The organism is Castellaniella sp. (assembly GCF_049671645.1).
GTDB lineage: Bacteria > Pseudomonadota > Gammaproteobacteria > Burkholderiales > Burkholderiaceae_B > Castellaniella.
The window spans coordinates 114,123-137,153 of the sequence record NZ_JBATVG010000023.1 but is presented as its reverse complement, the minus strand read 5'-3'; the positions used below and the strand labels follow the sequence as shown (position 1 = coordinate 137,153).

General features: G+C 66.1%; 25 protein-coding genes. 6 read left to right on the top strand and 19 right to left on the bottom strand.

The genetic code is table 11. From position 1 onward, the window contains the following. Nucleotides 1-19: 19 nt before the first annotated feature. Both grxC and WBG56_RS11675 read right to left on the bottom strand, forming a co-directional pair. Complete coding sequence (grxC, locus tag WBG56_RS11680; RefSeq protein WP_424268462.1) at nt 20-277, bottom strand: glutaredoxin 3; 258 nt, start codon at nt 275-277, stop codon at nt 20-22. A 13-nt stretch (nt 278-290) separates the two neighbouring features. After that, the gene (locus WBG56_RS11675) at nt 291-701 is read right to left on the bottom strand and encodes a rhodanese-like domain-containing protein (protein WP_424268460.1); all 411 of its coding nucleotides are present in this window, start codon (nt 699-701) and stop codon (nt 291-293) included. 88 nt (nt 702-789) lie between these two features. Here WBG56_RS11675 and gpmA point away from each other — a divergent pair, with 88 nt between their 5' ends. From gpmA to WBG56_RS11655, 4 genes are all read left to right on the top strand, one after another. Beyond that, entirely contained in the window at nt 790-1,542 is a 753-nt protein-coding gene (gene gpmA, locus WBG56_RS11670) for a 2,3-diphosphoglycerate-dependent phosphoglycerate mutase (RefSeq protein WP_424268458.1), read from the top strand. 1 nt (nt 1,543) lies between these two features. Continuing rightward, the gene (locus WBG56_RS11665) at nt 1,544-2,944 is read left to right on the top strand and encodes a peptidoglycan DD-metalloendopeptidase family protein (protein WP_424268456.1); all 1,401 of its coding nucleotides are present in this window, start codon (nt 1,544-1,546) and stop codon (nt 2,942-2,944) included. Between the two features lie 82 nt (nt 2,945-3,026). After that, a complete protein-coding gene (locus tag WBG56_RS11660) occupies nt 3,027-4,538 on the top strand; it encodes a S41 family peptidase (protein WP_424268454.1) in 1,512 nt (503 codons plus the stop codon). A gap of 17 nt (nt 4,539-4,555) precedes the next feature. After that, nucleotides 4,556-5,335 carry a HesA/MoeB/ThiF family protein gene (locus WBG56_RS11655; RefSeq protein ID WP_424268792.1) on the top strand — a complete coding sequence of 260 codons (780 nt, stop codon included), beginning with the start codon at nt 4,556-4,558 and terminating at the stop codon, nt 5,333-5,335. Here the strand turns inward: WBG56_RS11655 and WBG56_RS11650 are convergent. From WBG56_RS11650 to WBG56_RS11625, 6 genes are read right to left on the bottom strand one after another with little or no spacing between them, the layout of a single operon-like run. After that, nucleotides 5,265-6,014 carry a pyrimidine 5'-nucleotidase gene (locus tag WBG56_RS11650; protein WP_424268452.1) on the bottom strand — a complete coding sequence of 250 codons (750 nt, stop codon included), beginning with the start codon at nt 6,012-6,014 and terminating at the stop codon, nt 5,265-5,267. The two genes, WBG56_RS11655 and WBG56_RS11650, sit on opposite strands and share 71 nt — an antisense overlap. A gap of 5 nt (nt 6,015-6,019) precedes the next feature. Then, nucleotides 6,020-6,922 carry an acetylglutamate kinase gene (argB, locus tag WBG56_RS11645; RefSeq protein WP_424268450.1) on the bottom strand — a complete coding sequence of 301 codons (903 nt, stop codon included), beginning with the start codon at nt 6,920-6,922 and terminating at the stop codon, nt 6,020-6,022. Further along, complete coding sequence (locus tag WBG56_RS11640) at nt 6,919-7,413, bottom strand: peroxiredoxin family protein (protein ID WP_424268448.1); 495 nt, start codon at nt 7,411-7,413, stop codon at nt 6,919-6,921. The genes argB and WBG56_RS11640 overlap by 4 nt, the downstream gene beginning before the upstream one ends. Beyond that, nucleotides 7,410-8,138: a BON domain-containing protein gene (locus WBG56_RS11635; RefSeq protein WP_424268446.1), complete on the bottom strand. Its 729-nt coding sequence runs from the start codon at nt 8,136-8,138 to the stop codon at nt 7,410-7,412. Before WBG56_RS11635 ends, WBG56_RS11640 begins: the two co-directional genes overlap by 4 nt. Further along, nucleotides 8,138-8,731, bottom strand: a complete 594-nt coding sequence (locus WBG56_RS11630; RefSeq protein ID WP_424268444.1) for a phosphoheptose isomerase — start codon at nt 8,729-8,731, stop codon at nt 8,138-8,140. Before WBG56_RS11630 ends, WBG56_RS11635 begins: the two co-directional genes overlap by 1 nt. A gap of 54 nt (nt 8,732-8,785) precedes the next feature. After that, nucleotides 8,786-9,280, bottom strand: a complete 495-nt coding sequence (locus WBG56_RS11625) for a YraN family protein (RefSeq protein WP_424268442.1) — start codon at nt 9,278-9,280, stop codon at nt 8,786-8,788. A 33-nt stretch (nt 9,281-9,313) separates the two neighbouring features. On the opposite strand from WBG56_RS11625, the gene rsmI reads away from it, so the two are divergent. After that, complete coding sequence (gene rsmI / locus WBG56_RS11620; RefSeq protein ID WP_424268440.1) at nt 9,314-10,243, top strand: 16S rRNA (cytidine(1402)-2'-O)-methyltransferase; 930 nt, start codon at nt 9,314-9,316, stop codon at nt 10,241-10,243. Here the strand turns inward: rsmI and WBG56_RS11615 are convergent. The 10 genes from WBG56_RS11615 to WBG56_RS11570 all read right to left on the bottom strand — a co-directional run bounded on the left by WBG56_RS11615 (nt 10,231) and on the right by WBG56_RS11570 (nt 18,067). Beyond that, complete coding sequence (locus WBG56_RS11615; RefSeq protein WP_424268438.1) at nt 10,231-11,211, bottom strand: septal ring lytic transglycosylase RlpA family protein; 981 nt, start codon at nt 11,209-11,211, stop codon at nt 10,231-10,233. The two genes, rsmI and WBG56_RS11615, sit on opposite strands and share 13 nt — an antisense overlap. Then, complete coding sequence (gene rapZ, locus WBG56_RS11610) at nt 11,208-12,083, bottom strand: RNase adapter RapZ (protein ID WP_424268436.1); 876 nt, start codon at nt 12,081-12,083, stop codon at nt 11,208-11,210. Before rapZ ends, WBG56_RS11615 begins: the two co-directional genes overlap by 4 nt. Before the next feature lie 52 nt (nt 12,084-12,135). Next, the gene (hprK, locus tag WBG56_RS11605) at nt 12,136-13,074 is read right to left on the bottom strand and encodes an HPr(Ser) kinase/phosphatase (RefSeq protein ID WP_424268434.1); all 939 of its coding nucleotides are present in this window, start codon (nt 13,072-13,074) and stop codon (nt 12,136-12,138) included. Then, on the bottom strand, nt 13,046-13,543 hold the full coding sequence (locus tag WBG56_RS11600; RefSeq protein ID WP_424268432.1) for a PTS sugar transporter subunit IIA: 498 nt from the start codon (nt 13,541-13,543) through the stop codon (nt 13,046-13,048). Before WBG56_RS11600 ends, hprK begins: the two co-directional genes overlap by 29 nt. A gap of 110 nt (nt 13,544-13,653) precedes the next feature. Continuing rightward, entirely contained in the window at nt 13,654-13,980 is a 327-nt protein-coding gene (gene hpf, locus WBG56_RS11595; protein WP_298013151.1) for a ribosome hibernation-promoting factor, HPF/YfiA family, read from the bottom strand. A gap of 492 nt (nt 13,981-14,472) precedes the next feature. After that, nucleotides 14,473-15,258, bottom strand: coding sequence for an LPS export ABC transporter ATP-binding protein (gene lptB, locus WBG56_RS11590; RefSeq protein WP_424268429.1), 786 nt, complete (start codon nt 15,256-15,258; stop codon nt 14,473-14,475). 16 nt (nt 15,259-15,274) lie between these two features. Further along, on the bottom strand, nt 15,275-15,868 hold the full coding sequence (gene lptA, locus WBG56_RS11585) for a lipopolysaccharide transport periplasmic protein LptA (RefSeq protein WP_424268427.1): 594 nt from the start codon (nt 15,866-15,868) through the stop codon (nt 15,275-15,277). Next, nucleotides 15,865-16,482: an LPS export ABC transporter periplasmic protein LptC gene (gene lptC, locus WBG56_RS11580; protein WP_424268425.1), complete on the bottom strand. Its 618-nt coding sequence runs from the start codon at nt 16,480-16,482 to the stop codon at nt 15,865-15,867. The genes lptA and lptC overlap by 4 nt, the downstream gene beginning before the upstream one ends. Continuing rightward, complete coding sequence (locus WBG56_RS11575; RefSeq protein WP_424268423.1) at nt 16,479-17,081, bottom strand: KdsC family phosphatase; 603 nt, start codon at nt 17,079-17,081, stop codon at nt 16,479-16,481. The genes lptC and WBG56_RS11575 overlap by 4 nt, the downstream gene beginning before the upstream one ends. After that, nucleotides 17,081-18,067 (bottom strand): KpsF/GutQ family sugar-phosphate isomerase, encoded by a 987-nt coding sequence (locus tag WBG56_RS11570; protein WP_424268421.1) that lies wholly within the window; start codon nt 18,065-18,067, stop codon nt 17,081-17,083. Before WBG56_RS11570 ends, WBG56_RS11575 begins: the two co-directional genes overlap by 1 nt. 73 nt (nt 18,068-18,140) lie before the next feature. Between WBG56_RS11570 and WBG56_RS11565 the strand changes: the two genes are divergently transcribed. Beyond that, a complete protein-coding gene (locus WBG56_RS11565) occupies nt 18,141-18,695 on the top strand; it encodes an adenine phosphoribosyltransferase (RefSeq protein WP_424268419.1) in 555 nt (184 codons plus the stop codon). A gap of 355 nt (nt 18,696-19,050) precedes the next feature. On the opposite strand, the gene WBG56_RS11560 is transcribed toward WBG56_RS11565, so the two are convergent. Next, nucleotides 19,051-22,983, bottom strand: coding sequence for a DUF3683 domain-containing protein (locus tag WBG56_RS11560; RefSeq protein WP_424268417.1), 3,933 nt, complete (start codon nt 22,981-22,983; stop codon nt 19,051-19,053). Between the last annotated feature and the right edge of the window lie 48 nt (nt 22,984-23,031).

The window sequence follows — 23,031 nt, the reverse complement described above, 5'->3', positions numbered from 1 at the left end:
AGGGGGTGAGGGGGCGGGATCAGGCCTGCAGCAGCGGCAACAGGCCGTTGGCGCGGTCCAGGGCGGAAAGGTCGTCGAAGCCGCCGATATGGCGCTCGTCGATGTAGATCTGCGGAACCGTGCGCCGTCCGGTGCGTTCCATCATGATGACGCGCTGGTCCGGGTCGCGGTCCACGTAGATTTTGCGGATGTCCTGGACGCCGCGTTGCTTCAGCAGCATCTCGGCGCGCGTGCAGTAGGGGCACACGGTGGTGCAGTACATGGTGATTTGGGCCATCTGGACGACTCGATCAGGATTTTTTCAGCGGCATGCCGCCTTCGGTCCAGGCGTTCAGGCCGCCGTCCAGGCAGAATGCCCGGGCAAAGCCGTGCTTGCGCAGTTGCGCCACGGCGCGGGCGCCCTCGCGCCCCTGGGCATCGACGATGACCACGGGTTTGTCCTGGGACAGGGTGCCCAGGTGGGCGTCCAGCGTGTCCAGGGCGATGTTGCGCGCCTGGGGGATGTGGCCGGCCTTGAATTGTTCGGCCGGGCGGATGTCCACGAACACGCCTTGTTCGCGGTTGATCTGTTCGATGGCGTCGGCCAGGGCGATGCGTGCGTTCGAGCGCCCTTTGGCCAGGCCGGGCCACAGCAGCATGGCGCCGGAGGCCAGGGCGATGAGCAGGATCCAGAGGTTATTCTGGCTGAGTAAAAAGTCCACAGAAGTTCCTGTAACAACGGTCAAGGGAAATTGTATGCCGGGGATTATAAAATGGTCGGCAGTTTTGAACTTCGCAGGTTAACCGATCATGCACAAACTGGTCCTTATGCGCCATGGCGAGAGCCAATGGAATCTCGAAAACCGCTTTACCGGCTGGACCGATGTGGACCTGACCGATACCGGCCGGGCCCAGGCGCGGCAGGCGGGCGAACTGCTGCGCGCCCAGGGGTACGAATTCGACCTGGCTTTCGCTTCGGTGCTCAAGCGCGCCATCCGCACGCTGTGGATCGCCCTGGATGCGATGGATGCCATGCACACGCCGATCGGGCTGAACTGGCGCCTGAACGAACGCCACTACGGCGCCCTGCAGGGGCTGAACAAGGCCGAGACCGCCGCCAAATACGGCGAAGCCCAGGTGCTGCAGTGGCGCCGCGCCTATGCCATCGCGCCTGAACCCCTGGCCGAGGACGACCCCCGCCATCCGAGGTTCGACGCCCGGTATCGCCGCGTGCCGGCGGATCAACTGCCCGCCACCGAATGCCTGCGCGATACCGTCGATCGGGTGGTGCCGTTCTGGGACGATTCCATCGCGCCGGCGATCCGGTCGGGGCGGCGGGTGCTGGTGTCGGCCCACGGCAACAGTCTGCGGGCCTTGATCAAACACCTGGACGGCATTTCCGACGACGATATCGTGGGTGTGAACATCCCGACCGGCCAACCGCTGGTCTACGAGCTGGACGACGAGCTGCGGCCGCTGCGCCATTACTACCTGGGTGACGAAGACCAGATCCGCGCGGCCATGCAGGCGGTGGCGAATCAGGGCAAGGCAAGCCAGGCCTGATATGCGTCATGTCGGCCTGGGGCTGTTGCTGTGTCTGGTCACGGTGTGCGCCCAGGCGCAATCTTCTTTGCAGACGCGCCAGACGCAGGCCCGCGAAGACCGGCAGGCGCTGCGCGAGCAGATCGACGCCTTGCAAAAGCGCATCGGCGCGACCGAGTCCGCCCGCCAGGATGCCACCGTTGCGCTGAAGGATTCCGAACAGGCGATTTCCGACATCAGCCGCGCGCTGGCCGACCTGGATCGGCGCCATCAAACGCTGACCGAGACCTTGCGACGCCTGCAGGACGCCCATCGGCAGCAGACCGCCGAACTCGACCGCCAGCGCCAGGCCTTGGCCGACCAATTGCGGGCGCAGTATGCCAGCGGCCTGTCGCCCTGGACGGCCCTGCTGTCAGGCCGGGATCCCCAGGACATCGGCCGCGAGCTGGCGTATTTGGCTTACGTGTCCCGGGCCCGGACCCGGGACCTGAAAGCCTTGCAGGACACTGTGGCGCGGTTGGCGGAACTGCAGCGGCAGACCGACGCCAGCCAAAAGGAACTGGATGCCCTGGTGACGGACACCCAGGCGCAGAAGCAGGCCTTGCAGACCCAGCAGGCCCAGCGTCGCGATGTCCTGGCCCAGGTGCAATCCCGTTTGAAGGACGAACACCAGCAGGCCAAGAGCCTGCAGACCCGCGATGCGCGGCTGGGGACTCTGATCCAGTCCCTGGATGTCGAAATCGCCCGGGCGGAAGCCCGCCGCCAGGCGGCGCTCAAGGCGGCGGCCGAACGCCGCGCCAAGGAACAGGCGGAAAAGGCGCGGCGCGAACAGCAACGCCTGAAGGCGCAGCGCGAGCAAGCGGCCCGCCAGGCGCAGCAGGTGCGCGAGCAGGCCGAACGCCATGTCCAGGAGTCGGAGGGGCAGGGCCTGTCCGCCGAAGAGCAGGCCGCGACGCCGTCCACCGCCCGGCCCGCACCGCCGGCGGCCTCCGGCGCCGCTTCGGATGACGTCCGGGCAGTGCCTGAAAAAGGCTTTGCCGGCCTGCGTAAAAACCTGCCCTATCCCGTATCGGGCGAGGTCCAGGGGCGGTTCGGCATGCAGCGTCCGGAAGGCGGGGTGTGGCGCGGCATCGTGCTGCGCGCGGCCGTCGGCACCCCGGTGCATGCCGTGGCTCCGGGCCGGGTCGTGTACGCGCATTGGCTCAGCGGCTTCGGCAATCTGCTCATCATTGACCATGGCCAGCAGTATCTCAGCATCTATGGCTACAACCAGGCCTTGCTCAAACAGGTGGGCGACGTGGTCGCGGCCGGAGACGTCATCGCCCGGGTCGGCGCCACGGGGGGGCAGGTTGAATCGGGCCTGTATTTCGAATTGCGCCACCAGGGGGCCCCGATCAATCCCCAACTATGGCTGCGGCCTTAATTTCTGTACTATGTTGAGTTTGGCGCGGGCGTATTGCGTGGCGGGCCGAACTGGCGGCAGGATACTTGTTTAGGAAACGTGCATGGGCATGCGAAAGAATCGATCATTGGGTTGGATTGCGGCAGGTTTTCTGGGGGGCATCCTGGTCAGCCTGGGCATCACTGCCGCCGCCCAGAAAGGCGAACCGCTGCCGCTCAAAAGCTTGCAACAGTTCGCCAATGTCTACGGCGCCATCAAGTCCAGCTATGTCGAACCCGTGTCCGACCAGGTGCTGATGGATGATGCCATCAAGGGCCTGTTCGCCGACCTGGATCCGCATTCCGTCTACCTGGACGAAGAAGCCTACAAGCAGATGCAGGACATCACCCGCGGCGGTTTTGGCGGGTTGGGCATCGAGATCGGCACCCAGGACGGCATGCCCAAGGTCATCGCCCCCATCGAAGACACCCCGGCCGCGCGCGCCGGCATCCTGACCGGCGACTTGATCACGCAGATCAATGGCGAACCCACCAAGGGCATGTCCCTGAACGACGCCGTCAAGAAGATGCGCGGCGACCCCGGCACCCCCATCGATCTGACCATCGAGCGCGCGGGCAGCCCCAAGCCGCTGAAATTCCATATCGTCCGGGAAATGATCAAGACCCGCAGCGTGCGGGGCAAGATGCTGGCGCACGACATCGCCTATGTGCGCATCAGCCAGTTCCAGGACCGCACGACCAGCGATCTGGTCAAGATGCTGGCGGATCTGTCCAAGAAACAGGCGCCCAAGGGCTTGATCCTGGACTTGCGCAACGACCCGGGCGGCCTGCTGGATGGGGCCATCGGCGTGACCTCGGCCTTCATCGATCCCGGCAAGCTGGTGGTCTCCACCAAGGGCCGCATTCCCTCGTCCAACGAGGAATTCTATGCGCGTTCCCTGAACGGCAACCACGGGGTCGAGGCCGGGGCGACGCTGCCTTCCTGGACGCGCACGGTGCCCATGGTCGTGCTGGTCAACGTCGGCTCGGCCTCGGCCTCGGAAATCGTGGCGGGCGCCCTGCAGGATTACAAACGCGCCCAGATCATCGGCAACCGCACGTTCGGCAAGGGCTCGGTGCAGTCGGTGCTGCAGCTCAGCAAGGATACCGGCATCAAACTGACCACGGCCCGCTACTACACGCCCAACGGCCGCTCCATCCAGAATACCGGGGTCGCGCCTGACCATGTCGTCGACGACAGCGCCGCCGGCAATCTGTTCCACATCCAGCGCGAGGTCGATCTGCAGCATCACCTGGCCAATCAGGCCGCGCCTCAATCCGACAAGGAAGAGGAAAGCGACTTCGTGCCGGGTGAGATCAAGATGTTCGAATTCGGCGGCGCCGACGACTGGCAGCTCCAGCAGGCGCTCAACGCCCTGCAGGGGCGCGCGGTGCTGAAATCCGACCCGGTGCTGGTGCGCCAGGCGCACGCCGCCACCGACAAGGACGCAGCCGCCAAACCGGCGACGCCCGCTGCCGCCAAGCCGGCGCCCGCGGAAAAAAAAACCTTGAATGACGGCTCGGGCGCGGTGGAACACTATCGGATTACCCCGGAAGGGCTGATCAAGGTCCAATGATTTCCGATCCGGCCTCCCTGGGCGACGCGCAACTGATGCGCTACGCCCGGCACATCCTCCTGGATGAGCTGGGCATCGAGGGCCAGGAACGCCTGCTGGCCGCCCGGGTGCTGATCCTGGGGGCAGGCGGTCTGGGGTCGCCCGCCGCCTTGTATCTGGCCGCCGCGGGGGTCGGGCAGTTGCTGCTGGTCGATGACGATGCCGTCGAACTCAGTAATCTGCAGCGCCAGATCCTGCATACGATGGCGGGTCTGGGGCGGCCCAAGGCCGAATCGGGGCGCGATGCCCTGCTGGCCATCAATCCCGACATCCAGGTCCGGGCGCTGGTCGAGCGGCTGGACGAGGCGCGCTTGCGCGAGCTGACGGCCCAGGTCGATCTGGTGCTGGATTGCAGCGACAATTTCGCCACCCGGCATGCCATCAATCGGGCATGCGTGGCCAACCGGGTGCCGCTGGTGTCGGGGGCCGCCATCAAATTTTCCGGCCAGATCAGCGTTTACGATCTACGCGACGACGCGTCCCCCTGCTACCACTGCCTGTTTCCCGAAGCCGACGACATCGAGGAATTGCGGTGCGCCACTACAGGGGTGCTGGGGCCGTTGGTGGGCATGGTGGGCAGCGTGCAGGCCGCCGAGGCCATCAAGCTGATCACCGGCATGGGTGAGCCCCTGGTGGGGCGCCTGCTGTCGGTCGATGCCCTGCGCATGCAGTGGCATACGATCCGCTTCAAGCGCGATCCCGAATGCCCGGTATGCGCCCGGCGCGCGCCTGCAGCAGCAGGGTGCTCAGGCGATTGACGCGGACGTCCACGTACAGGTCGCGGCCGTGCTGCTGCCGGGCGAACGGCGTGCCCGGATGGTATAGGTAGGCGGTTCCCAGGCCCGCCTGGCGGGCGGATTTCAGGTTGCGCAGGGTGTCTTCCACCAGGATGATGCGGTGCGCCGGCACGCCCAGCCGGGCGACGATCTGGCGCATCAGCCCCAGCGATGGCTTGGGGCGCGGCAGGCCCATGGGCATCATGTGGTCGATGGCCCAGAGCCCGTCGAATTCCTGCAGCACGCCCAGCGCCTTCAGGACGCGGCGGGCATAGTGGGCGGGGGCATTGGTCAGCACGATGCGGGTGCCGGGCAGTTCGCGCAGCCGGGCCTTCAGGCCGGTTTCCGCTCGGACCAGCGGGGCGACGTCGAAATCGTGACAGGTGGCCAGGAATTGGCGCAGATTCACGCTGTGATGCCGCGCCAGGCCGATCGCCGTGGCGCCATAGCGTTTCCAGTAGCGCTGTCGCAGCACGTTGGCCTGATCGTCCGGCACGTTCAGGGCCTGGGCGACGGCGGAACTCATGCGCTGGTCGATCATGCCGAAGATCGCATGAGAAGCGTCGTGCAGGGTGTTGTCCAGGTCGAACAGCCAGACCGGGCCATCCGGCGGAGCGGACCGCCCCCGCCGCAAGGGGCTGGGGGCGCGTAGCGGTGACATGGGATTCAGTGCGAACTGATCATCGTGCCGACGCCGCGGTCGGTCAGGATTTCCAGCAGCAGGCAGTGGGGCACCCGGCCATCGATGATGTGGACCGAATTGACGCCGTAGCGCGCGGCATCCAGGGCCGACGAGATCTTCGGCAGCATGCCGCCCGACAAGGTGCCGTCCTGGAACAGCGTGTCGATGGTCTGGGCCGACAGACTGCGCAGCAGCTCGCCGTTCTTGTCCAGCACGCCCGGGGTGTTGGTCAGCATGACCAGTTTTTCGGCCCCCAGGACTTCGGCCATCTTGCCGGCGACCACGTCGGCATTGATGTTGTAGGCCTGGCCGTCCTCGCCGTAGCCGATGGACGAGATGATGGGGATGAACTGATCGTCCTGCAGCGCCTTGACCACGGCCGGCTCGATGCGTTCGATGTCGCCCACGAAGCCGATGTCCAGCATGTCGCCGGGATGGTCGGGGTCGGGCATCAGTTTTTTACGCGCCTGGATCAGGCAGCCGTCCTTGCCGGTCAGGCCCACGGCCTTGCCGCCGGCCTCGTTGACCATCATGACGATGTCCTGCTGGACCTGGCCGCCCAGCACCCATTCGACGACTTCCATGGTCTCGGCATCGGTGACGCGCATCCCCTGGATGAAGGTGCCTTCCTTGCCGATGCGTTTCAGGGCGCTGTTGATCTGCGGCCCGCCGCCGTGCACCACGACCGGGTTCAAGCCGACCAGCTTCAGCAGCACCACGTCATGGGCGAAGCTGCGCTGCAGGTGCTCGTCGGTCATGGCGTTGCCGCCGTACTTGATGACGACGGTCTTGCCGTGGAAGCGACGGATGTAGGGCAGGGCCTCGGAGAGCACTTCGGCCTTGATGGTGGCCGACAGTGCCGGGGCGGTGTCCGCAAGCGTATTCATGAAGCCAGAGCCTTTTCCACGGTGGCCAGGAAGGCCTGTTCATCGTAATTGCCCAGGTAGCGCTTGATGATGCGGCCCTGTTTGTCGATCAGGAAAGCGGTCGGGGTCAGGCGCACGTCGCCGAACGCCTGGGCGATCTTGCCCTGGGCGTCGATCACCACCGGGAACGGCAGCTGGCGGGTTTCCGTGTAGTTCTTGACGTAGTTGGGCGGGTCATACTGCATGGCCACGCCGATCGTGTCGAACCCCCGGGCTTTGAGATCCTGGTAATGGCGGATGGTGTCGGGCATCTGGGCGATGCAGGTGACGCAGCTGGTGGCCCAGAATTTCACCAGCACGACCTTGCCGCGCAGGTCTTGCGTGGTGACGGTCTTGCCCTGCAGATCGGTGAATGCGACATTGGGGGCCGCTTGAGCGGAACCCTGGAATTGCCAGAGGGCAGCGGCGCCGATTGCAATCACCGCTGCCAGGCCGAGAACGATTTTCTTCATTGCACAGGCATGGGTTGTGCGCCCCCGCCGTCAGCTGCCGGTGATGATGCCGGTGCGGCAGCAGGGCTGGAAGCGCTGGAATCCGTGACGGGCGCCGGCTTGCCGGGATCGGTGATCAGGCTTTCCCGCGACACGATCTGGAATAATTTTACGACTTTGTTGACCCCGGATACACCCGAGACGACCTTGGCCGCCAGATCGCCTTCGGTGGCGGTGACTTTGCCCATCAGGTAGACGATCCCGCGTTCGGTCGTGACCTTGATGGTGCGGAAAGGCACGTTCTCGGTCGTCGTCAACTGGCTTTTGACCTTCGAGGTGATCCAGGTGTCGTTGGTGCGCACGCTGAGCGGCGTCAGGTCGCCCACGCGGATGTAGTCGTCGACCTCTCGGACCTTGGTGATGCCGCGGGCGATCGTGACGGCCTGCTGACGGTCGGCGTCGGTGGGCACGTCGCCCACCAGCAGCAGCCGGCCGGCGTAGGCCGTGCCGACGACGCGGGCCTTGTCGCCGAAGGCCTTGTTCATTTCGCTGGAGACCCGCAATTCGATGGTCTGGTCGTCAACCTGCTCGCCGGCGGTGCGGCGGTCCGTGGCCACGAGAGTCGTGGTGGCGGCCGTGCCGCCGATCAGCAGCAGGCCGCAGCCGGACAGTGAGGACAGGCAGGCCAGGCTGAGCAGGCAGCGGGCCAGGGGGCGGGTGGCGGACAGGCGATCGGACAAGGGCATCAGAGGGGGTCTCCCAGGAGCAGGGCGTCGATGCCGTCACACAGCGCATGCAGCAGCAGGATGTGGACTTCCTGGATGCGCATGGTGCGGTCGTGCGGGACGCACAGATGGATGTCGGTCTCGTAGAGCAGGCTGTTGATCTGGCCACCGCCCTTTCCGGAGAGGGCGATGACCTGCATTTCGCGTTCGTGGGCGGCTTCGATGGCCTTCAGGACGTTGGGCGAGTTGCCGCTGGTCGAGATGGCCACCAGCACGTCGCCGGGCTGCCCCAAAGCATTGACCTGGCGTTCGAAGACGGAGGCGAAGCTGTAGTCGTTGCCCACCGCCGTCATGATCGAGGTGTCGGTATTCAGGGCGATGCCGGCCAGCGGCAGGCGATCGCGCTCGAAGCGGCCGACCAGTTCAGCCACGAAGTGCTGGGCGTCGGCCGCCGATCCGCCGTTGCCGCAGGCCAGGATGCGGGCATTGTTGGTCAGCGCGCCGAACAGCAGGTCCACCCCGGCCGCCAGGGCGGGAGCCAGTTCGCGGGCGCTGGCCTTGATCGTGTCGACGGCATCATCGAAGTGCGACGTCATGCGGGAAGTCATATCCATGCGCCTGATTATCGCATGACCGCGCCGGACGGGCATGGTGGAACGTAACCGTTTTCACATCCGGAAGGCGTCCTGGATCCAGTCGATACGGCCGCTTTCGATGCTGATCACGTCGAAGCGGCAGGGCGGCGGCCTGCCGGCGAAATATTTTCGGCTCAGAAAGGGCAGAAAATATCGTGCCGCCCGGACCAGGCGGGCCTGCTTGACCCGGTTTACACTGGCGGCGGCGCCGCCGTAGCGCTGGTTGCGGCGCTGGCGCACTTCGATGAAGATCAGGACGGAGCCACGGCGGGCGATCAGGTCGATCTCGCCGGCCTTGCAGCGCAGATTGCGGGCCAGCGTCGGTACGCCCCGGGCCTCCAGGTATCGAGCTGCCAGGGCTTCGGCGGCGCGCCCCTGGCGCTGTGTCGGCGATCCCGCCTTGGCGGACGGTTCATCCGGCGCGGTGGGCCGCGCCAGCCGGCGGGCCGAGGCGCGCAGTGTCCGTTGACGCCGCTGCCAGGCCAGGCGCTGGGCCTCTTGCGCCCGGGCATAGGGATCGGTGGGCATGGGGCGGAATCATTCCGGGAAGAGGAATTCAGTATGACGGAAACAGACGGTCTGGATGAAGGGGCAGTGACGTGGAAACGTCACGCCCAACAGGTGGCGGCGCAGACCTGGCCCGCCGCCTGCCTGTACGTGGTGGCCACCCCCATCGGCAATCTGGGCGACTTCAGCCTGCGGGCCTGGGAAGCCTTGCGCCGTTGCGATGCCATCGCGGCGGAAGACACCCGCACCAGCCGGACCTTGCTGGATGCCTGGGGCATCTCCACGCCCTTGCTGGCGGCTCACCGGCACAATGAGCAGCAGGCGGCCGACGCTATCGTGCAGCGCTTGGCCCAGGGCCAGCGCATCGCCCTGGTCTCCGACGCGGGCGCGCCGGCTGTCAGCGATCCCGGCGCCCGCATCGTGCGCCGGGTGCAGGCAGCGGGCTATCGGGTCATGCCCTTGCCGGGGCCCAGCGCCGTGATCGCCGCCCTGATGGCCAGCGGCGCCACACGCGATGAGGAGCCCGGGTTCGCCTTTGCCGGCTTTCTGCCGTCCAAGGCCCAGGCGCGCCGTAAATGGCTGGCGCGCTGGCTGGACTGGCCCGTGCCGGTGGTCATGTTTGAAACTCCGCATCGCTTGCAGGCGGCGCTGGCCGATCTGTGTGAACTGGCCGGGGGGGATCGCGTCCTGACGGTGGCGCGCGAACTGAGCAAACGGTTCGAGGAAATCAGCACTCAGCCCCTGGGGCAGGTCCTGGATTGGCTGGCGCAGGACCCGCATCGCGGTCAGGGGGAATTCGTGCTGGTGCTGCATGCGCCCGAACAGGTCGTCGCGACGGAGGATGAGCTGTCGGCGGATCAGGAACGGCTGATGCGGGTGTTGCTGGCGGAACTGTCCGTGCGCGATGCGGCCCGGATCGGCGCGGCGGCCACCGGGCTGCCGCGTGACCGCCTATATGCCTGGGCGCTGCGTCAAAGCCCCTGATCCATGGCAACGACAGGGTTCAGTCCGGCCGATGCCGACAGCGTGCTGGCGGTGTGGTGGGCCTGGTCCCTGGACGGGAACGGCCCCATGCGGACTTTATAGAGCGGCGGCTGATAGCTGACGGATGCCTGGCCCAGCGCCTGGTCCATTTGCGCGTTGACGCGTTGGGCCAGGGCCTGGGCATTGTCTTCGGAGGAGAAGGCGCCGAATTGCAGGTAGATGCCCCCCGCTGTCGGGGCCGTGGCGGTCATGGCTGCGGGCATGGGCGCGGGCGCGGCGGGCGGCGCGGACGGCGGCGCGCTGATCGGACGGGCTTGCGGTTGGGCGGATTCGGCCACCGGACTGGCCGAGGCCATCAGGGGGGCGCTGGGATAGCGTCCGGCGCGGATATCGGCGTTGGTGATGGCCTGGACCGTGACGCGCCCGCTGCCCGGGCCGATCAGGCCCAGCTTGGCGGCGGCCACGTAGGACAGGTCGATGATCCGCCCCGAATGGAAGGGACCGCGGTCGTTGATGCGCACGATGACCGATCGCCCGTTGGCGCGGCTGGTGACCCGGGCGTAGCTGGGGATCGGCAGGGTCGGGTGGGCGGCCGTCATGGCATACATGTCGTAGGTTTCGCCGTTGGCGGTCTTTTCCCCATGGAATTTGCGGCCGTACCAGGAAGCGATGCCTTCCTGGCGGTAGGGCTGGTCTTCGCCGATGGGGACGTACCGCACGCCGAAGACCTCGTAGGGCCGGAAGTTCGCCGGGGCATGGCGCTCGATGCGCGGCACGGCGTCCGGGATCGAGGCGATGTCGGCCGGGATGTCGCTGCCTGGGCCGTCGTCCTTGTAGTAGCCGCCGGATCGGGAGGCGCAGCCCGCCAGCACCGCCAGCAGCACGCACAGGCCGCCCACCAGCAGGGGCCGCATGGCGGCGGGCCAGCGGGCGGGGGCGGCGGGGCGGTTTGGCAGGGCGTGGGTCATGGGGTCGGAGTGTGCAGCATCGGGTTGCGGTGGCGGACCAGCAAGGGTGAATGATCGGCGAAGCGCCGGGCCAGTTGCTCGGTAACGTAGACCGAGCGATGCTGTCCGCCGGTGCAGCCGATGGCGACCGTCAGGTAATTGCGCGTGTCCTGCATGTACAGCGGCAGCCATTTGCGGATGAAGCTGGAAATGTCCTCGATCATGGCATCGACGCTGCCGAACTGAGCCAGCCAGGCGGCTACCGGCTCGTCGCGTCCGGTCAGGGGGCGTAACTGGGGGTCGTAGTGGGGGTTGGGCAGGCAGCGCACGTCGAAGACCAGGTCCGCATCGTGCGGCACGCCGCGCTTGTAGGCAAAGGATTCAAAAGTCAGAATGACCGAAGCCCGGTCCACCCGGACCAGATCGCGGACCCAGCTGCGCAGTTGCCCGGGCGTCAGGTCGGATGTGTCGATGACGTGTTCCTGGTGGCGCAAGGGCGCCAGCAGATCCCGTTCGCGGCTGATGCAGTCCTGCAGCGAGGCGTCCAGGCCTTCCTTTCGCAGGCGGTCGGTCAGGGGGTGGCGGCGCCGGGATTCCGAATACCGCTGCATCAGGGTGTGGTCGTCGGCGTCCAGGAAAATGACGTGCAGGGCCATGCCCATGGCCCGCAGGCTGGTCAGAATGCCGGGCAGTTCATCCAGGTCGCCCGGAGTGCGTACGTCGATGGAGACGGCGACCCGTTCCAGGCCGCTGTCCTGGGTGCTGGCGATGAATTCATGCAGAAAGCGGACGGGCAGGTTGTCGATGCAGGTGTAACCGGTGTCCTCCAGCATGCGCAGGGCCACGGATTTGCCCGATCCGGAAATGCCCGTGATGAGGACGATATTCAGCATCGGGCGCCTCGGAGGCCCGGTCGGATCGCGCCGTGGAAGGAAAAGAAAGAGGTCAAGGGCGTTTCTCCCGGGTGCTTTCCATGATGGCCAGGGCCTGGCGTTCGATGAATTCGCCCATGGTGTCGATGCCGCGCAGGCTGAGGATCGTATTGCGCACGGCCGCCTCGACCAGCACGGCCAGGTTGCGGCCCGCCGCCACCTGCAGCATGACGCGGCGGATGGGGATGCCCAGGATGTCCTGGTATTCGTCCTGCATGGGCAGTCGTTCGAAATTATCGGGCGTCATGCGCACCAGGTGCACGATGAGCTTGATCTTCATCTTGCGCCGCACGGAGGTTTCACCGAAGATCGTGCGGATGTCCAGCAGGCCCAGGCCGCGGACTTCCAGGAGATTCTGCAGCAGCGACGGGCATTGGCCTTCGACGAAATTGGGGGCGGTGCGCGACAGTTCGACGGCGTCGTCGGCCACCAGGCCATGGCCGCGTGAAATCAGTTCCAGGGCCAGTTCGCTTTTCCCCAGGCCGGATTCCCCGGTGATCAGCACCCCCAGGCCCAGCACGTCCATGAAGACGCCGTGCACCGTGGTTTTGGGCGCGATGCGCTTGCCCAGATAAATGCGCAGCAGGTCGATCAGGTGGGCCGCATCGGTCGGGGTGCCCACCAGGGGGATGGCCTGTTCCTCGCAGAAGGCCTGCAGGTCGTCGGGCGGCGCGGTGCCGCCCGCCAGCACGATGGCCGGGACGCCGCCTGCGACCAGGTCTTCCAGGTGATGCCGGCGGCGTTTGGAATCCAGGCGTTTGTAGTAGGAGATTTCCTCTGTGCCGAAGACCTGGATGCGACTGGGGTGGATCAGGTTCAAGTGGCCGACAAGATCGGCGGCGGCTTCCCGGGTGTCCGGGATGGCGCGGTCGGCGGCGGCTTCCTGCCCCGCTAGCCAGGTGAAGCTGATCTTGTCGGCGTTGTCACGAATCAGCTCTTGAATGGTCAGCATGGTCGGTGGGCGGGGGCTGGGTGCCGTTCAGGATGAGTTGGTGGATCTGCAGCGGGTCCGTGGACTGGGCCAGCGTCTGGCGCACCTGGGGATCGGACAGCAGGCGGGCGATGGCCGCCAACAGGTCCAGATGGGTCTGGGTGGCGGCTTCGGGCATCAGCAGGAAAAACAATAGCCGCGCAGTGCGCCCGTCGTTGGCATCGAAGCGGATGGGGTTGGCCAACCGGATGAAGGCCGCGTGCGGCTCGCGCAGGTCTTTCAGCCGTCCGTGGGGGATGGCGACATCGTGCCCCAGAGCGGTCGAGCCCAGGCGCTCGCGCGCCAGCAGGCTGTGAAACACCGACATGCGGGCCACGCCCTGATGGTTTTCAAACAGCAGGCCGGCGTGCTCGAAGGCGCGTTTCTTGCTGGTGGCCGCCAGATCCAGGACGATGTTGCCGGGCGGCAGGATGCGGGAACTGAGGTTCATGGGCCCCATTATAGGTGTCAGAAGACCCCTGGATACCAACATGGCCCCGGAGCAGCGCTGCGAGGCCATGGAGTCAGTGGCGGCCGAGTCGAGCCGGCCGTTCAGGATGCTTATTCAGCGTGGATTTCCTGACGTTTCGGGGGTTCGTGCGCGTAGGTTTGAGCCTTGGATTTGTATTTGATCACCTGGCGGTCGACTTTGTCGACCAGCAGGTCGATGGCCGCGTACAGATTGTCATCCGAGGCTTCGCAATGCAGGTCCTTGCCGCGCAGGCGCATGGTGATTTCAGCCGTGTGCTTGAGCGGTTCGATGGAGAGCATGACCTGGGTATCGATGACCTGATCGAAGTGCCGCAGAACGCGAGCGGTCTTTGTGTGGACGTATTCGCGGATGGCGGGGGTGATTTCCAGATGGCGACCGGTGATTGTCAGGCTCATAGTGCAGGCTCCTTGCGGAAAAATACAGGGGCGGTTCGGTGAAGAACCGGGGATGTGGGGGAAGAGGCCTCCTTTTCTGACAGGTTGATGACAACCCCAGTGTACCGATTGGCGGAAAGACAGCAAGAGGGGCAAAAAGAGGTAAGATGCTTGGATTGGCTGCTGACGATTTCCGGCGGCGCCCATGAAAATCGCCCCTGGATGCCGGGGCGATTTGTTTTTGGCACGGCGGCCTTTTGGCGCGCCGGGCCGCCCCAAGCGCCCCCTCGGGGGATGAACCCGGACACAGGGCAGTCCTGAGGACTGGCCTGTGCCTGGTGAATCCGAGCAGCATGCAAGCTGCGAGGTGGACAGCAAGCAGCCGAAGGCTGTGCGGCGTGGGGGCCCTTTTGGCGCGCTGGGCCGCCCCCAAGCGTCAAAGCGCCCCCTCGGGGGGCAGCAAGCAGCCGAAGGCTACGCGGCGTGGGGGCCCTTTCCCCCGGCCCGCCGGGCCTACATCCGGAAATTCTTGCCCAGATACACCTGGCGCACGGCTTCGTTGTCGACGATCTCGCTGGGGTGCCCGCTGGTCAGCACCCGGCCTTCGCTGATGATGTAGGCGCGGTCGCAGATGCCCAGGGTTTCACGCACGTTGTGGTCGGTGATCAGGACGCCGATATTGCGCCCGCGCAGGAACTGCACGATCCGCTGGATCTCGATGACGGCGATCGGGTCGACGCCTGCAAAGGGTTCGTCCAGCAGAATGAAGCGGGGATGCGTGGCCAGCGCCCGGGCGATTTCCACCCGGCGTCGTTCCCCGCCGGACAGCGACAGCGCCATGTTGCGGCGGATGTGCTCGATCTGCAGTTCGTCGATCAGGGACTCCAGGCGTTCCTCGATCGCGTGGCCGGACAGGGCGTGGCCTTGCGCGTCGCGTTGCAGTTCCAGCACGGCGCGGATGTTCTGTTCCACGGTGAGACGCCGGAAGACGGACGCATCCTGGGGCAGATACGACAGCCCCAGGCGGGCGCGCCGGTGCATGGGCACGCCCGTGACGTCGTGGTGATCGATGGCGATGCGGCCGGTGTCGGCGGGAATCAGGCCGACGATCATGTAGAAGCTGGTGGTCTTGCCGGCGCCGTTGGGGCCCAGCAGGCCGACGACTTCGCCGCTGTCGACGGAGAGGGAAACATCCTGGACCACCGCGCGCCGGCCAAAGGTCTTGCCCAGGCCGATGGCCTGGAGGCAGCCGCTGCTGCGCGGGGGTTCGGAGGTGGATTGTGATGCGGTGACGGGCATATGGTGATTCAGGCGGTTACGAGCGTCCTGCGGAGTGTCCCGCGCGGCATTTGGCGATGGCCTGGTCGATGCGGGATTGCGGCTGCGCCAGCGAACGGACGCGTCCGCCTGCGGCAGCGGAATTCTTTCCGCCGAAGGCTTCGTAGGTGCCGGTCTTGTCGTGATAGATGATTTTGGCGCCCCGGACGTTGTCGAACGTCTGGCCGCAGATCTGGCGTGTCACGGTAGCCTGGCCGGTCAGGGTGATATCGCCGGCCTGCCCCACGTAATCCGCCTGTTGCCCGGTGGCGATCAGGGTTTCGAATTTGGCCGGATTTTCCTGGCGGATGGTGACGGTGCCGCTCTTGTCCGCAGTGGCGGTGCCGAACTGGTTGCCCTGGGCGTCTTCGTGGGTGACGAGCTTGTCGGCCCGCAGGGTCATGGCGCCCCGGGTCAGGACCACGTTGCCGGTGAAGGTGCTGGTCTTGCTGACGTCGTCGTAGTGCAGGGTGTCCGACAGAATGACGGTGTCGGGTTCCGCGGTCTTGTCCTGGGCGGGGGCTGCCTGGGCGGACAGCGTCAGGCAACAGGCCGCCGATGCGGCGAGCAGAGCTAGAGGCAAGGTTTTCATGGTTGTGGGGCCTTTTTAGGTCCGGCATTGCGGGCCGCTTGATCTTCGCCGGAAATCTTGACGTCGCTGGCGGCCTTGACCGTCAGCTGGCGGGTGCGGTTATCGTAGCGCATCCCCTGGCCGCGCATCGTGGAATTGCCGTTGATGACCAGCGCCGGGTGATCGGTATAGACCAGGTCCTGGTCGGGCTCGATGGTCAGTTGGTCGCTGCGCACGTCCAGCAGCTGGTGATTGGCGTCGGGCAGCCGTTTCAGGTGGGCATTGCCGTTCAGGACGATGCGCTCGCCGTGCTGGTCCAGCGTGCCCATTTCGGCGGTGCCGACGGTGATGGGGGAATTCGGTTGATGGCCGACCGCGCGGGGGGCCGTGATGTCGTAGCTGTCGGTGTCGGGGTAGTGCGCCATCGCGCTGCCTTCCAGGCGGTTGATGGCATGCCCCTGGGGATTGGTGCGCACCATGACGAAGGCGCTGGCCCAGGAGTCTCGTTCGTGGGTCATGCGCCGGGGCGGATCGATCTGGATTGAACGCAGGGCGTAGTCGGACGCCCACCAGGTGCCGAGCACCAGCAGGCCCAGGAGCAGAATGGCGACCAGACTGGGCAGCCGTTCTTTCATTGGATGGCACCGCCCAGTGTGGACAGGGACGCGGTGAAGCAGGCGCCCAGGCGCCCCTGAGCCGCCAGGATCAGGTCGCAGCATTCGCGCACGGCGCCCCGGCCGCCGGACAGGCCGGTGACCCAGTGGGCCGCCTGGCTGACGTAAAGCGGCGCGTTGGGGACGCTGACGGCGAAGCCTACGCGTCGCAGCACGGGCAGATCGATGATGTCGTCGCCCATGTAGCCCACGGCGTCCAGTCGCAACCCCGCGTCGCGGGCCAGTTCTTCGACCGTGTTGATCTTGTCGTGGATGCCCTGCAGGGCGGGCGAAATGCCCAGTTCGGCGGCCCGGCGGGCGGTGATGGCGCTTTTCCGACCGCTGACCCAGGCGACGCGGATGCCCTGTTCGCGCAGCAGGCGCAGCCCATGGCCGTCCAGCGCGTTGAAGGGCTTGACGGCTTCGCCGTGTTCGCCATACCAGAGGCTGCCGTCGGTCAGGATGCCGTCCACGTCGAAAATCATCAGGCGCACGGCGCCGGCGCGGCTGCGGATGTCCGTCGACACGCGCGCCAGGATCTGGGCTTCGGCAGGGTGGGAGAAACCGGGCAGTTCATTCATCAGATCACCTTGGCGGCCAGAAGGTCGTGCATGTGCAAAGCACCCAATAATAGCCCGTCGGCATCCAGCACCAGCATCTGATTCAGCTTATGGGCATCCATGATGGTCGCCGCTTCGATGGCGGGGGCGTCGGCGGCGATGGTCCGGGGGTGGCGGCTCATGCCGGCAGACACCGGCAGCGCGCGGATGTCGCCGTGCTGGGCGATCATGCGGCGCAGGTCGCCATCCGTGAAAATGCCCACAGGGCGGTTCTGGTCGAGCACGATGGTCATGCCCATGCCCTTGGCGGACATTTCCGTCAGTGCATCGGGGATCAGCGTGTCCGGGCGCACCCGCGGCAGGGCGGCGCCGCTGCGCATGATGTCGGCCACGGAGGTCAGCAGGCGGCGGCCCAGCGCCCCGCCGGGATGGGATCGGGCGAAATCGTCGCGGTTGAAGCCCCGGGCTTCCAGGCAGGCGACGGCAATGGCATCGCCCAGCACCAGGGCCGCCGTGGTGCTGGCCGTCGGCGCCAGGTTCAGCGGGCAGGCTTCGTGATCGACCGCCGCATCCAGGGCCAGGTCGGCGCTGCGCGCCAGTTCGGAATCGTCGTGCCCCGTCATGGCGATGATGCGCGTGCCCATGCGCTTGGCCACGGAAATGATGGTGATCAGTTCCTGGGCAGATCCGGAATAGGACACCGCCAGCAGGATATCCTGGCCCGTCAGCATGCCCAGATCGCCGTGGATGGCTTCGGCGGCATGCATGAAGAATGCCGGCGTGCCCGTCGAGGCCAGCGTGGCGGCGATCTTGCGGGCGACATGGCCGGATTTCCCGATGCCCGTGACGACCACGCGCCCCGGACAGTCCAGAATCAGGCGCACGGCTTGTTCGAAACGGCCGTCGATGCGCCCCCGCAAGGCCTGCAGGGCCTGGATCTCGATGTCGAAGGTGCGAGCCGCGCTTTGGCGCAGGGCGTCCGGGGTGATCTGGGGTTGGGTATGCATCCGTCGATTTTACTGTGAAAGATATGGCGGCTTGTTAAACTGTCGCCGCCTTGCCTTCTATCAGGATGATGCCATGCAAACCGATCCGGCCCAGTACATCCGCGACACGATCCGCACCGTGCCCGACTGGCCGAAACCGGGTGTCCAGTTTCGCGACATCACGCCCGTGCTGCAGGACCCGCGTTCGTTCCGGGTGCTGATCGACCTGTTCGTCTACCGCTATATGCGCCAGCGCCTGGATCTGGTCGCGGGCATCGACGCGCGCGGCTTCATCGTCGGGTCCGTCCTGGCCTACGAATTGAACCTGGGCTTCGTGCCCGTGCGTAAACAGGGCAAACTGCCCTTTCGCACCGTCGCTGAAGAATACGCCCTGGAATACGGCAACGCCACCGTCGAAATGCACACGGATTCCGTGCGCCCCGGCCAGCGCGTCCTGCTGATCGACGATCTGATCGCCACCGGCGGCACCATGCTGGCGGCGTCCCGCCTGCTGCAGCGCCTGGGCGCCAACGTCGCCGAGGCCGCCGCCATCATCGATCTGCCCGACCTGGGCGGCTCCAAGGCCGTGCGCGATTCAGGACTGCCGGTCTACACCGTCTGCGAATTCGAGACGGGTCCGGAGGCCTGAAGCCGCCGTGATGTTCCAGGGGGCGCCGTTAAGCCCCACTGCGGACTCTTGGTTTTCCGGGAGCCTCGCCCGTGCCCCCCGCATGATGCTGCCGCCAGGTGTTGCGCAGTTCACCCCTCTGGGTCAACCGCGTGAGGCGCCGGCGGCTTCCGAAGGGAGAGCGGGCAGCAAGGCGGGCACTGTCTGAGGAGCGTAGCGACGAGTTTGCCTGCCGCCCGCTCGGACGAGGAAGGGCCGGGCAGTCCGACCGCAGGGAGGACCGCCGAACAGGGCGACCCAGAGGGGTGAACTGCGCAGCACCGGGTTTCAGATGCCAACGCCTCAAAGACGCCAATACCCTGAAACCCCGACACCCCTACACCAGCACCCTTTCAATCCCCCCCGAATTCGCCGCCTTCACATAATCCGGCATCCAGCTGTCCCCCAGCAGGTGCTTGGCCATTTCCACCACGATGTAGTCGGCCGATAGCCCCGTGTCCTGCTCGTAGCGCGCCAGCCCCTGCAGACAGGACGGACAGGACGTCACCATCTTGACCTCTCCCTGGAAGCCATCGGCGCGGATCGCGGCCGTGTTCTTCGCCAGTTCTTCCTGTTTGCGGAAACGGATCTGCGTCGAGATGTCGGGCCGCGACACCGCCAGCGTCCCCGATTCGCCGCAGCAGCGGTCGGTCTTGATCGCGTTCGATTCGCCCAGCAGCGACTTCACCGTCTTCATCGGGTCCTGCTGCTTCATCGGCGTGTGGCAGGGATCGTGATAGATGTAGCGAACCCCCTGCACCCCGGCGATGTCCACCCCCTTTTCCAGCAGGTATTCATGGATGTCGATCAGCCGGCAGCCCGGGAAGATCTTGTCGAATTCGTAGCTTTCCAACTGGTCGTAGCAGGTGCCGCAACTGACCACCACCGTCTTGATGTCCAGGTAGTTCAGCGTCGTCGCCATGCGGTGGAACAGTACGCGGTTGTCCGTCATCATCTGCTCGGCCTTGTCGGCCAGGCCGTTGCCGCGCTGCGGGTAGCCGCAGCACAGATAGCCCGGCGGCAGCACGGTCTGCACCCCTACGTGCCATAGCATCGCCTGGGTCGCCAGGCCCACCTGGGAAAACAGTCGCTCCGAGCCGCAGCCGGGAAAATAGAACACGGCCTCCGTGTCGGGCGCGGTGGTCGCCGGATTGCGGATGATGGGGACGATGTTCGGGTCTTCGATGTCCAGCAGCTTGCGGGCGGTCTGCTTGGGCAGGCCGCCGGGCATTTTCTTGTTGATGAAGTGGATCACCTGTTCGCGCACCGGCGCCTTGCCCACCGTGGCCGGCGGGTGCGCCATCTGCTTCTTGGCGACCGGCGCCAGCAGATCGTGGGCCAGGCGCTGGGCTTTGTAGCCCATGTCGATCATGGCCGTGCGGGTCGCCTTGATCACGCGCGGGTCCTTCGCGTTCAGGAAGAACATGGATGCCGCGGTGCCGGGGTTGAAGGATTTTTTTCCCATCCGCCGCAGCAAGGCCCGCATTTCCATGGACACGTCGCCGAAATCGATGTCCACCGGACAGGGGTTGTAGCACTTGTGGCAGAGCGTGCAGTGATCGCCCACGTCCTCGAATTCTTCCCAGTGGCGGATACTGACCCCGCGCCGGGTCTGCTCCTCGTACAGGAAGGCCTCGATCAGCAGGGACGTTGCCAGGATCTTGTTGCGCGGCGAATACAGCAGGTTGGCGCGCGGCACGTGCGTGGCGCACACGGGCTTGCACTTGCCGCAGCGCAGGCAGTCCTTGATGGCATTGGAAATGGCGCCGATTTCGCTGCGCTGCATGATCAGCGATTCGTAGCCCAGCAGGTTGAAGCTGGGCGTCCAGGCGCGCGACAGGTCGGCGCCGGGCATCAGCTTGCCCGCGTTGAAATGTCCGTGGGGATCGACGCGCCGCTTGTAGTCCTGGAAGGGGCCCAGCTCGGCCTCGGTCAGGAATTCGAGTTTCGTCAGCCCGATGCCGTGTTCGCCGGAAATCACGCCGTCCAGGCTGCGGGCGATGCCCATGATGCGGGCCACGGCCTGGTTGGCTTCGCGCAGCATCTCGTAGTCGTCCGAATTGACCGGGATGTTGGTGTGCACGTTGCCATCGCCCGCATGCATGTGCAGGGCGACGAAGACCCGGCTTTTCAGGATGCGGTCATGCGTGGCCTGCAAACCGGCCAGGACGGCGGCGCATTCCGCCCCGGCGAAGTGGCGTTCCATGGCGCCCCGGATATCGGCCTTCCAGGAAATGCGCAGGGTATGGTCCTGGATGATGTCCACGATGCGGCTGTCGGGCTGCGCGGCCAGGCGTTCCCGCAGGGCGGGCAGCAGGGGTTCCAGGCCCAGGGCCGCCAGGGTGTCCAGGTGATCGGCCAGGGATGCATCCAGGTGGTCCAGCAACCAGGCCCAGCGCCGGCGCACGGCGGCCAGGGTGTCCAGGGCGTCGTGGCGGCGGGTGGACAGGATGAATTCCCGGGTGTGTTCGGCATCGTCCGGGTCTTCGGCCTTGCCCACGGGCAGATCCCCCTGCAGGTAGCTTTCCAGGGCGTCGATCAGGCGCAGCTTGTTGCGCGTGGACAGTTCGATGTTGATGCGTTCGATGGCATCCGTGTATTCGCCCATGCGCGGCAGCGGGATCACCACGTCTTCGTTGATCTTGAAGGCGTTGGTGTGGCGGGAGATCGCGGCGGTGCGGGCGCGGTCCAGCCAGAATTTCTTGCGGGCTTCGGGGCTGACGGCGATGAAGCCTTCCCCGTGGCGCGAGTTGGCGATGCGCACGACCTCGCTGGCGGCCAGGGCCACGGCGTGTTCGTCGTCGCCCACGATGTCGCCGATCAGCACCATTTTGGGCAAGGTGCCGCGTTTGCTTTTGGTGGCGTAGCCCACGGCCCGCAGATAGCGCTCGTCCAGGTGTTCCAGACCGGCCAGGATGGCGCCGTTGGCACGGCCGTCGGTGTCCAGATAGTGCTTGACCTCGACGATGGACGGCACGGCATGGCGGGCCTGGCCGAAGAATTCCATGCAGACCGTGCGCGTGTGCGTGGGCATGCGATGCAGGATCCAGCGCGCGGCCGTGATCAGGCCGTCGCAGCCTTCTTTTTGCACGCCGGGCAGGCCGGCCAGGAATTTGTCGGTCACGTCCTTGCCCAGGCCGGCCTTGCGGAAACGACGGCCCTCGATGGCGAGAACCTCGGTTTTCAGGAGCGTCTGGCCGGGGGCCTGGCGGCCGTCGAACCATTTCAGTTCGAAACGGGCCTGCTCGACATCGTGGATCTTGCCCAGATTGTGGTCGAGGCGGGTGATTTCCAGCCAGTCGCCCTGGGGGTCGACCATGCGCCACCAGGCCAGGTTGTCCAGCGCCGTGCCCCACAATACGGCTTTCTTCCCGCCCGCGTTCATGGCGACGTTGCCGCCCACGCAGGAAGCGTCCGCCGATGTCGGGTCCACCGCGAAGACTCGCCCGGCCGCTTCCGCAGCCTCGGCTACGCGGCGCGTGACGACTCCGGCCCCGGTCAGGATGGTGTGCACCGGCTGTTCCACGCCAGGCAGGGCGATGGCTTCGACAACGCCGATGGCGTCCAGCTTTTCGGTGTTGATCACCGCCGAGCGCCATGTCAGCGGAATCGCGCCGCCCGTGTAGCCGGTGCCGCCGCCGCGAGGCACGATAGTCAGGCCCAGGTGGATGCAGGCCCGCACCAGGGCGGCGATTTCGTCTTCCGTGTCGGGCATCAGCACGACGAAGGGATATTCCACCCGCCAGTCGGTCGCATCGGTGACGTGGGACACCCGCGACAGGCCGTCGAAGCGGATATTGTCCCGCTTGGTCAGGCGTGACAGCTGCTTCAGGGCGTCATGGCGCAGTTTTTCGACCGAGACGAAGTCCGCCTCGAAGGTGGCGACCGCGCTGCGGGCCGCCGCCAGCAGCTGTTGCACCTGGGCATCTCGCACCCCGTGATCGTCGTCGCGGCGCTGGTCGATTTCGTTCAGGCGGTGGTTCAGCGCCTCGACCAGCTGATGCCGCCGTTTCGGATTGTCCAGCAGGTCGTCTTGCAGATAGGGGTTGCGCTGCACCACCCAGATGTCGCCCAGCACTTCGAACAGCATCCGTGCCGACCGGCCTGTGCGCCGCTGGCCGCGCAGTTCGGACAGCAGCTGCCAGGCGGATTCGCCCAGCAGCCGGCAGACGATTTCGCGGTCCGACCAGGACGTGTAGTTGTAGGGGATTTCACGCAGACGGGGCGCCTGGGCGGGTTCGAGCAATTCGGGGGCGACGGGGGCGTTCATGAGGGCATCGTGACGATAGTGCCCCTATGGAAGGCAGGGGCAATTGCT

Coding starts and splice junctions, on each gene's coding strand:
- WBG56_RS11615 (WP_424268438.1), bottom strand. CDS start 11,211: ATGACCCACGCCCTGCCAAACCGCCCCGCCGCCCCCGCCCGCTGGCCC.
- rsmI (WP_424268440.1), top strand. CDS start 9,314: ATGACGGAAACAGACGGTCTGGATGAAGGGGCAGTGACGTGGAAACGT.
- hprK (WP_424268434.1), bottom strand. CDS start 13,074: ATGCTGACCATTCAAGAGCTGATTCGTGACAACGCCGACAAGATCAGC.
- WBG56_RS11665 (WP_424268456.1), top strand. CDS start 1,544: ATGCGTCATGTCGGCCTGGGGCTGTTGCTGTGTCTGGTCACGGTGTGC.
- rapZ (WP_424268436.1), bottom strand. CDS start 12,083: ATGCTGAATATCGTCCTCATCACGGGCATTTCCGGATCGGGCAAATCC.
- WBG56_RS11660 (WP_424268454.1), top strand. CDS start 3,027: ATGGGCATGCGAAAGAATCGATCATTGGGTTGGATTGCGGCAGGTTTT.
- WBG56_RS11560 (WP_424268417.1), bottom strand. CDS start 22,983: ATGAACGCCCCCGTCGCCCCCGAATTGCTCGAACCCGCCCAGGCGCCC.
- WBG56_RS11570 (WP_424268421.1), bottom strand. CDS start 18,067: ATGCATACCCAACCCCAGATCACCCCGGACGCCCTGCGCCAAAGCGCG.
- WBG56_RS11640 (WP_424268448.1), bottom strand. CDS start 7,413: ATGAAGAAAATCGTTCTCGGCCTGGCAGCGGTGATTGCAATCGGCGCC.
- lptA (WP_424268427.1), bottom strand. CDS start 15,868: ATGAAAACCTTGCCTCTAGCTCTGCTCGCCGCATCGGCGGCCTGTTGC.
- WBG56_RS11565 (WP_424268419.1), top strand. CDS start 18,141: ATGCAAACCGATCCGGCCCAGTACATCCGCGACACGATCCGCACCGTG.
- hpf (WP_298013151.1), bottom strand. CDS start 13,980: ATGAGCCTGACAATCACCGGTCGCCATCTGGAAATCACCCCCGCCATC.
- WBG56_RS11630 (WP_424268444.1), bottom strand. CDS start 8,731: ATGGATATGACTTCCCGCATGACGTCGCACTTCGATGATGCCGTCGAC.
- grxC (WP_424268462.1), bottom strand. CDS start 277: ATGGCCCAAATCACCATGTACTGCACCACCGTGTGCCCCTACTGCACG.
- lptB (WP_424268429.1), bottom strand. CDS start 15,258: ATGCCCGTCACCGCATCACAATCCACCTCCGAACCCCCGCGCAGCAGC.
- WBG56_RS11635 (WP_424268446.1), bottom strand. CDS start 8,138: ATGCCCTTGTCCGATCGCCTGTCCGCCACCCGCCCCCTGGCCCGCTGC.
- WBG56_RS11600 (WP_424268432.1), bottom strand. CDS start 13,543: ATGAACCTCAGTTCCCGCATCCTGCCGCCCGGCAACATCGTCCTGGAT.
- lptC (WP_424268425.1), bottom strand. CDS start 16,482: ATGAAAGAACGGCTGCCCAGTCTGGTCGCCATTCTGCTCCTGGGCCTG.
- WBG56_RS11650 (WP_424268452.1), bottom strand. CDS start 6,014: ATGTCACCGCTACGCGCCCCCAGCCCCTTGCGGCGGGGGCGGTCCGCT.
- WBG56_RS11625 (WP_424268442.1), bottom strand. CDS start 9,280: ATGCCCACCGATCCCTATGCCCGGGCGCAAGAGGCCCAGCGCCTGGCC.
- gpmA (WP_424268458.1), top strand. CDS start 790: ATGCACAAACTGGTCCTTATGCGCCATGGCGAGAGCCAATGGAATCTC.
- argB (WP_424268450.1), bottom strand. CDS start 6,922: ATGAATACGCTTGCGGACACCGCCCCGGCACTGTCGGCCACCATCAAG.
- WBG56_RS11575 (WP_424268423.1), bottom strand. CDS start 17,081: ATGAATGAACTGCCCGGTTTCTCCCACCCTGCCGAAGCCCAGATCCTG.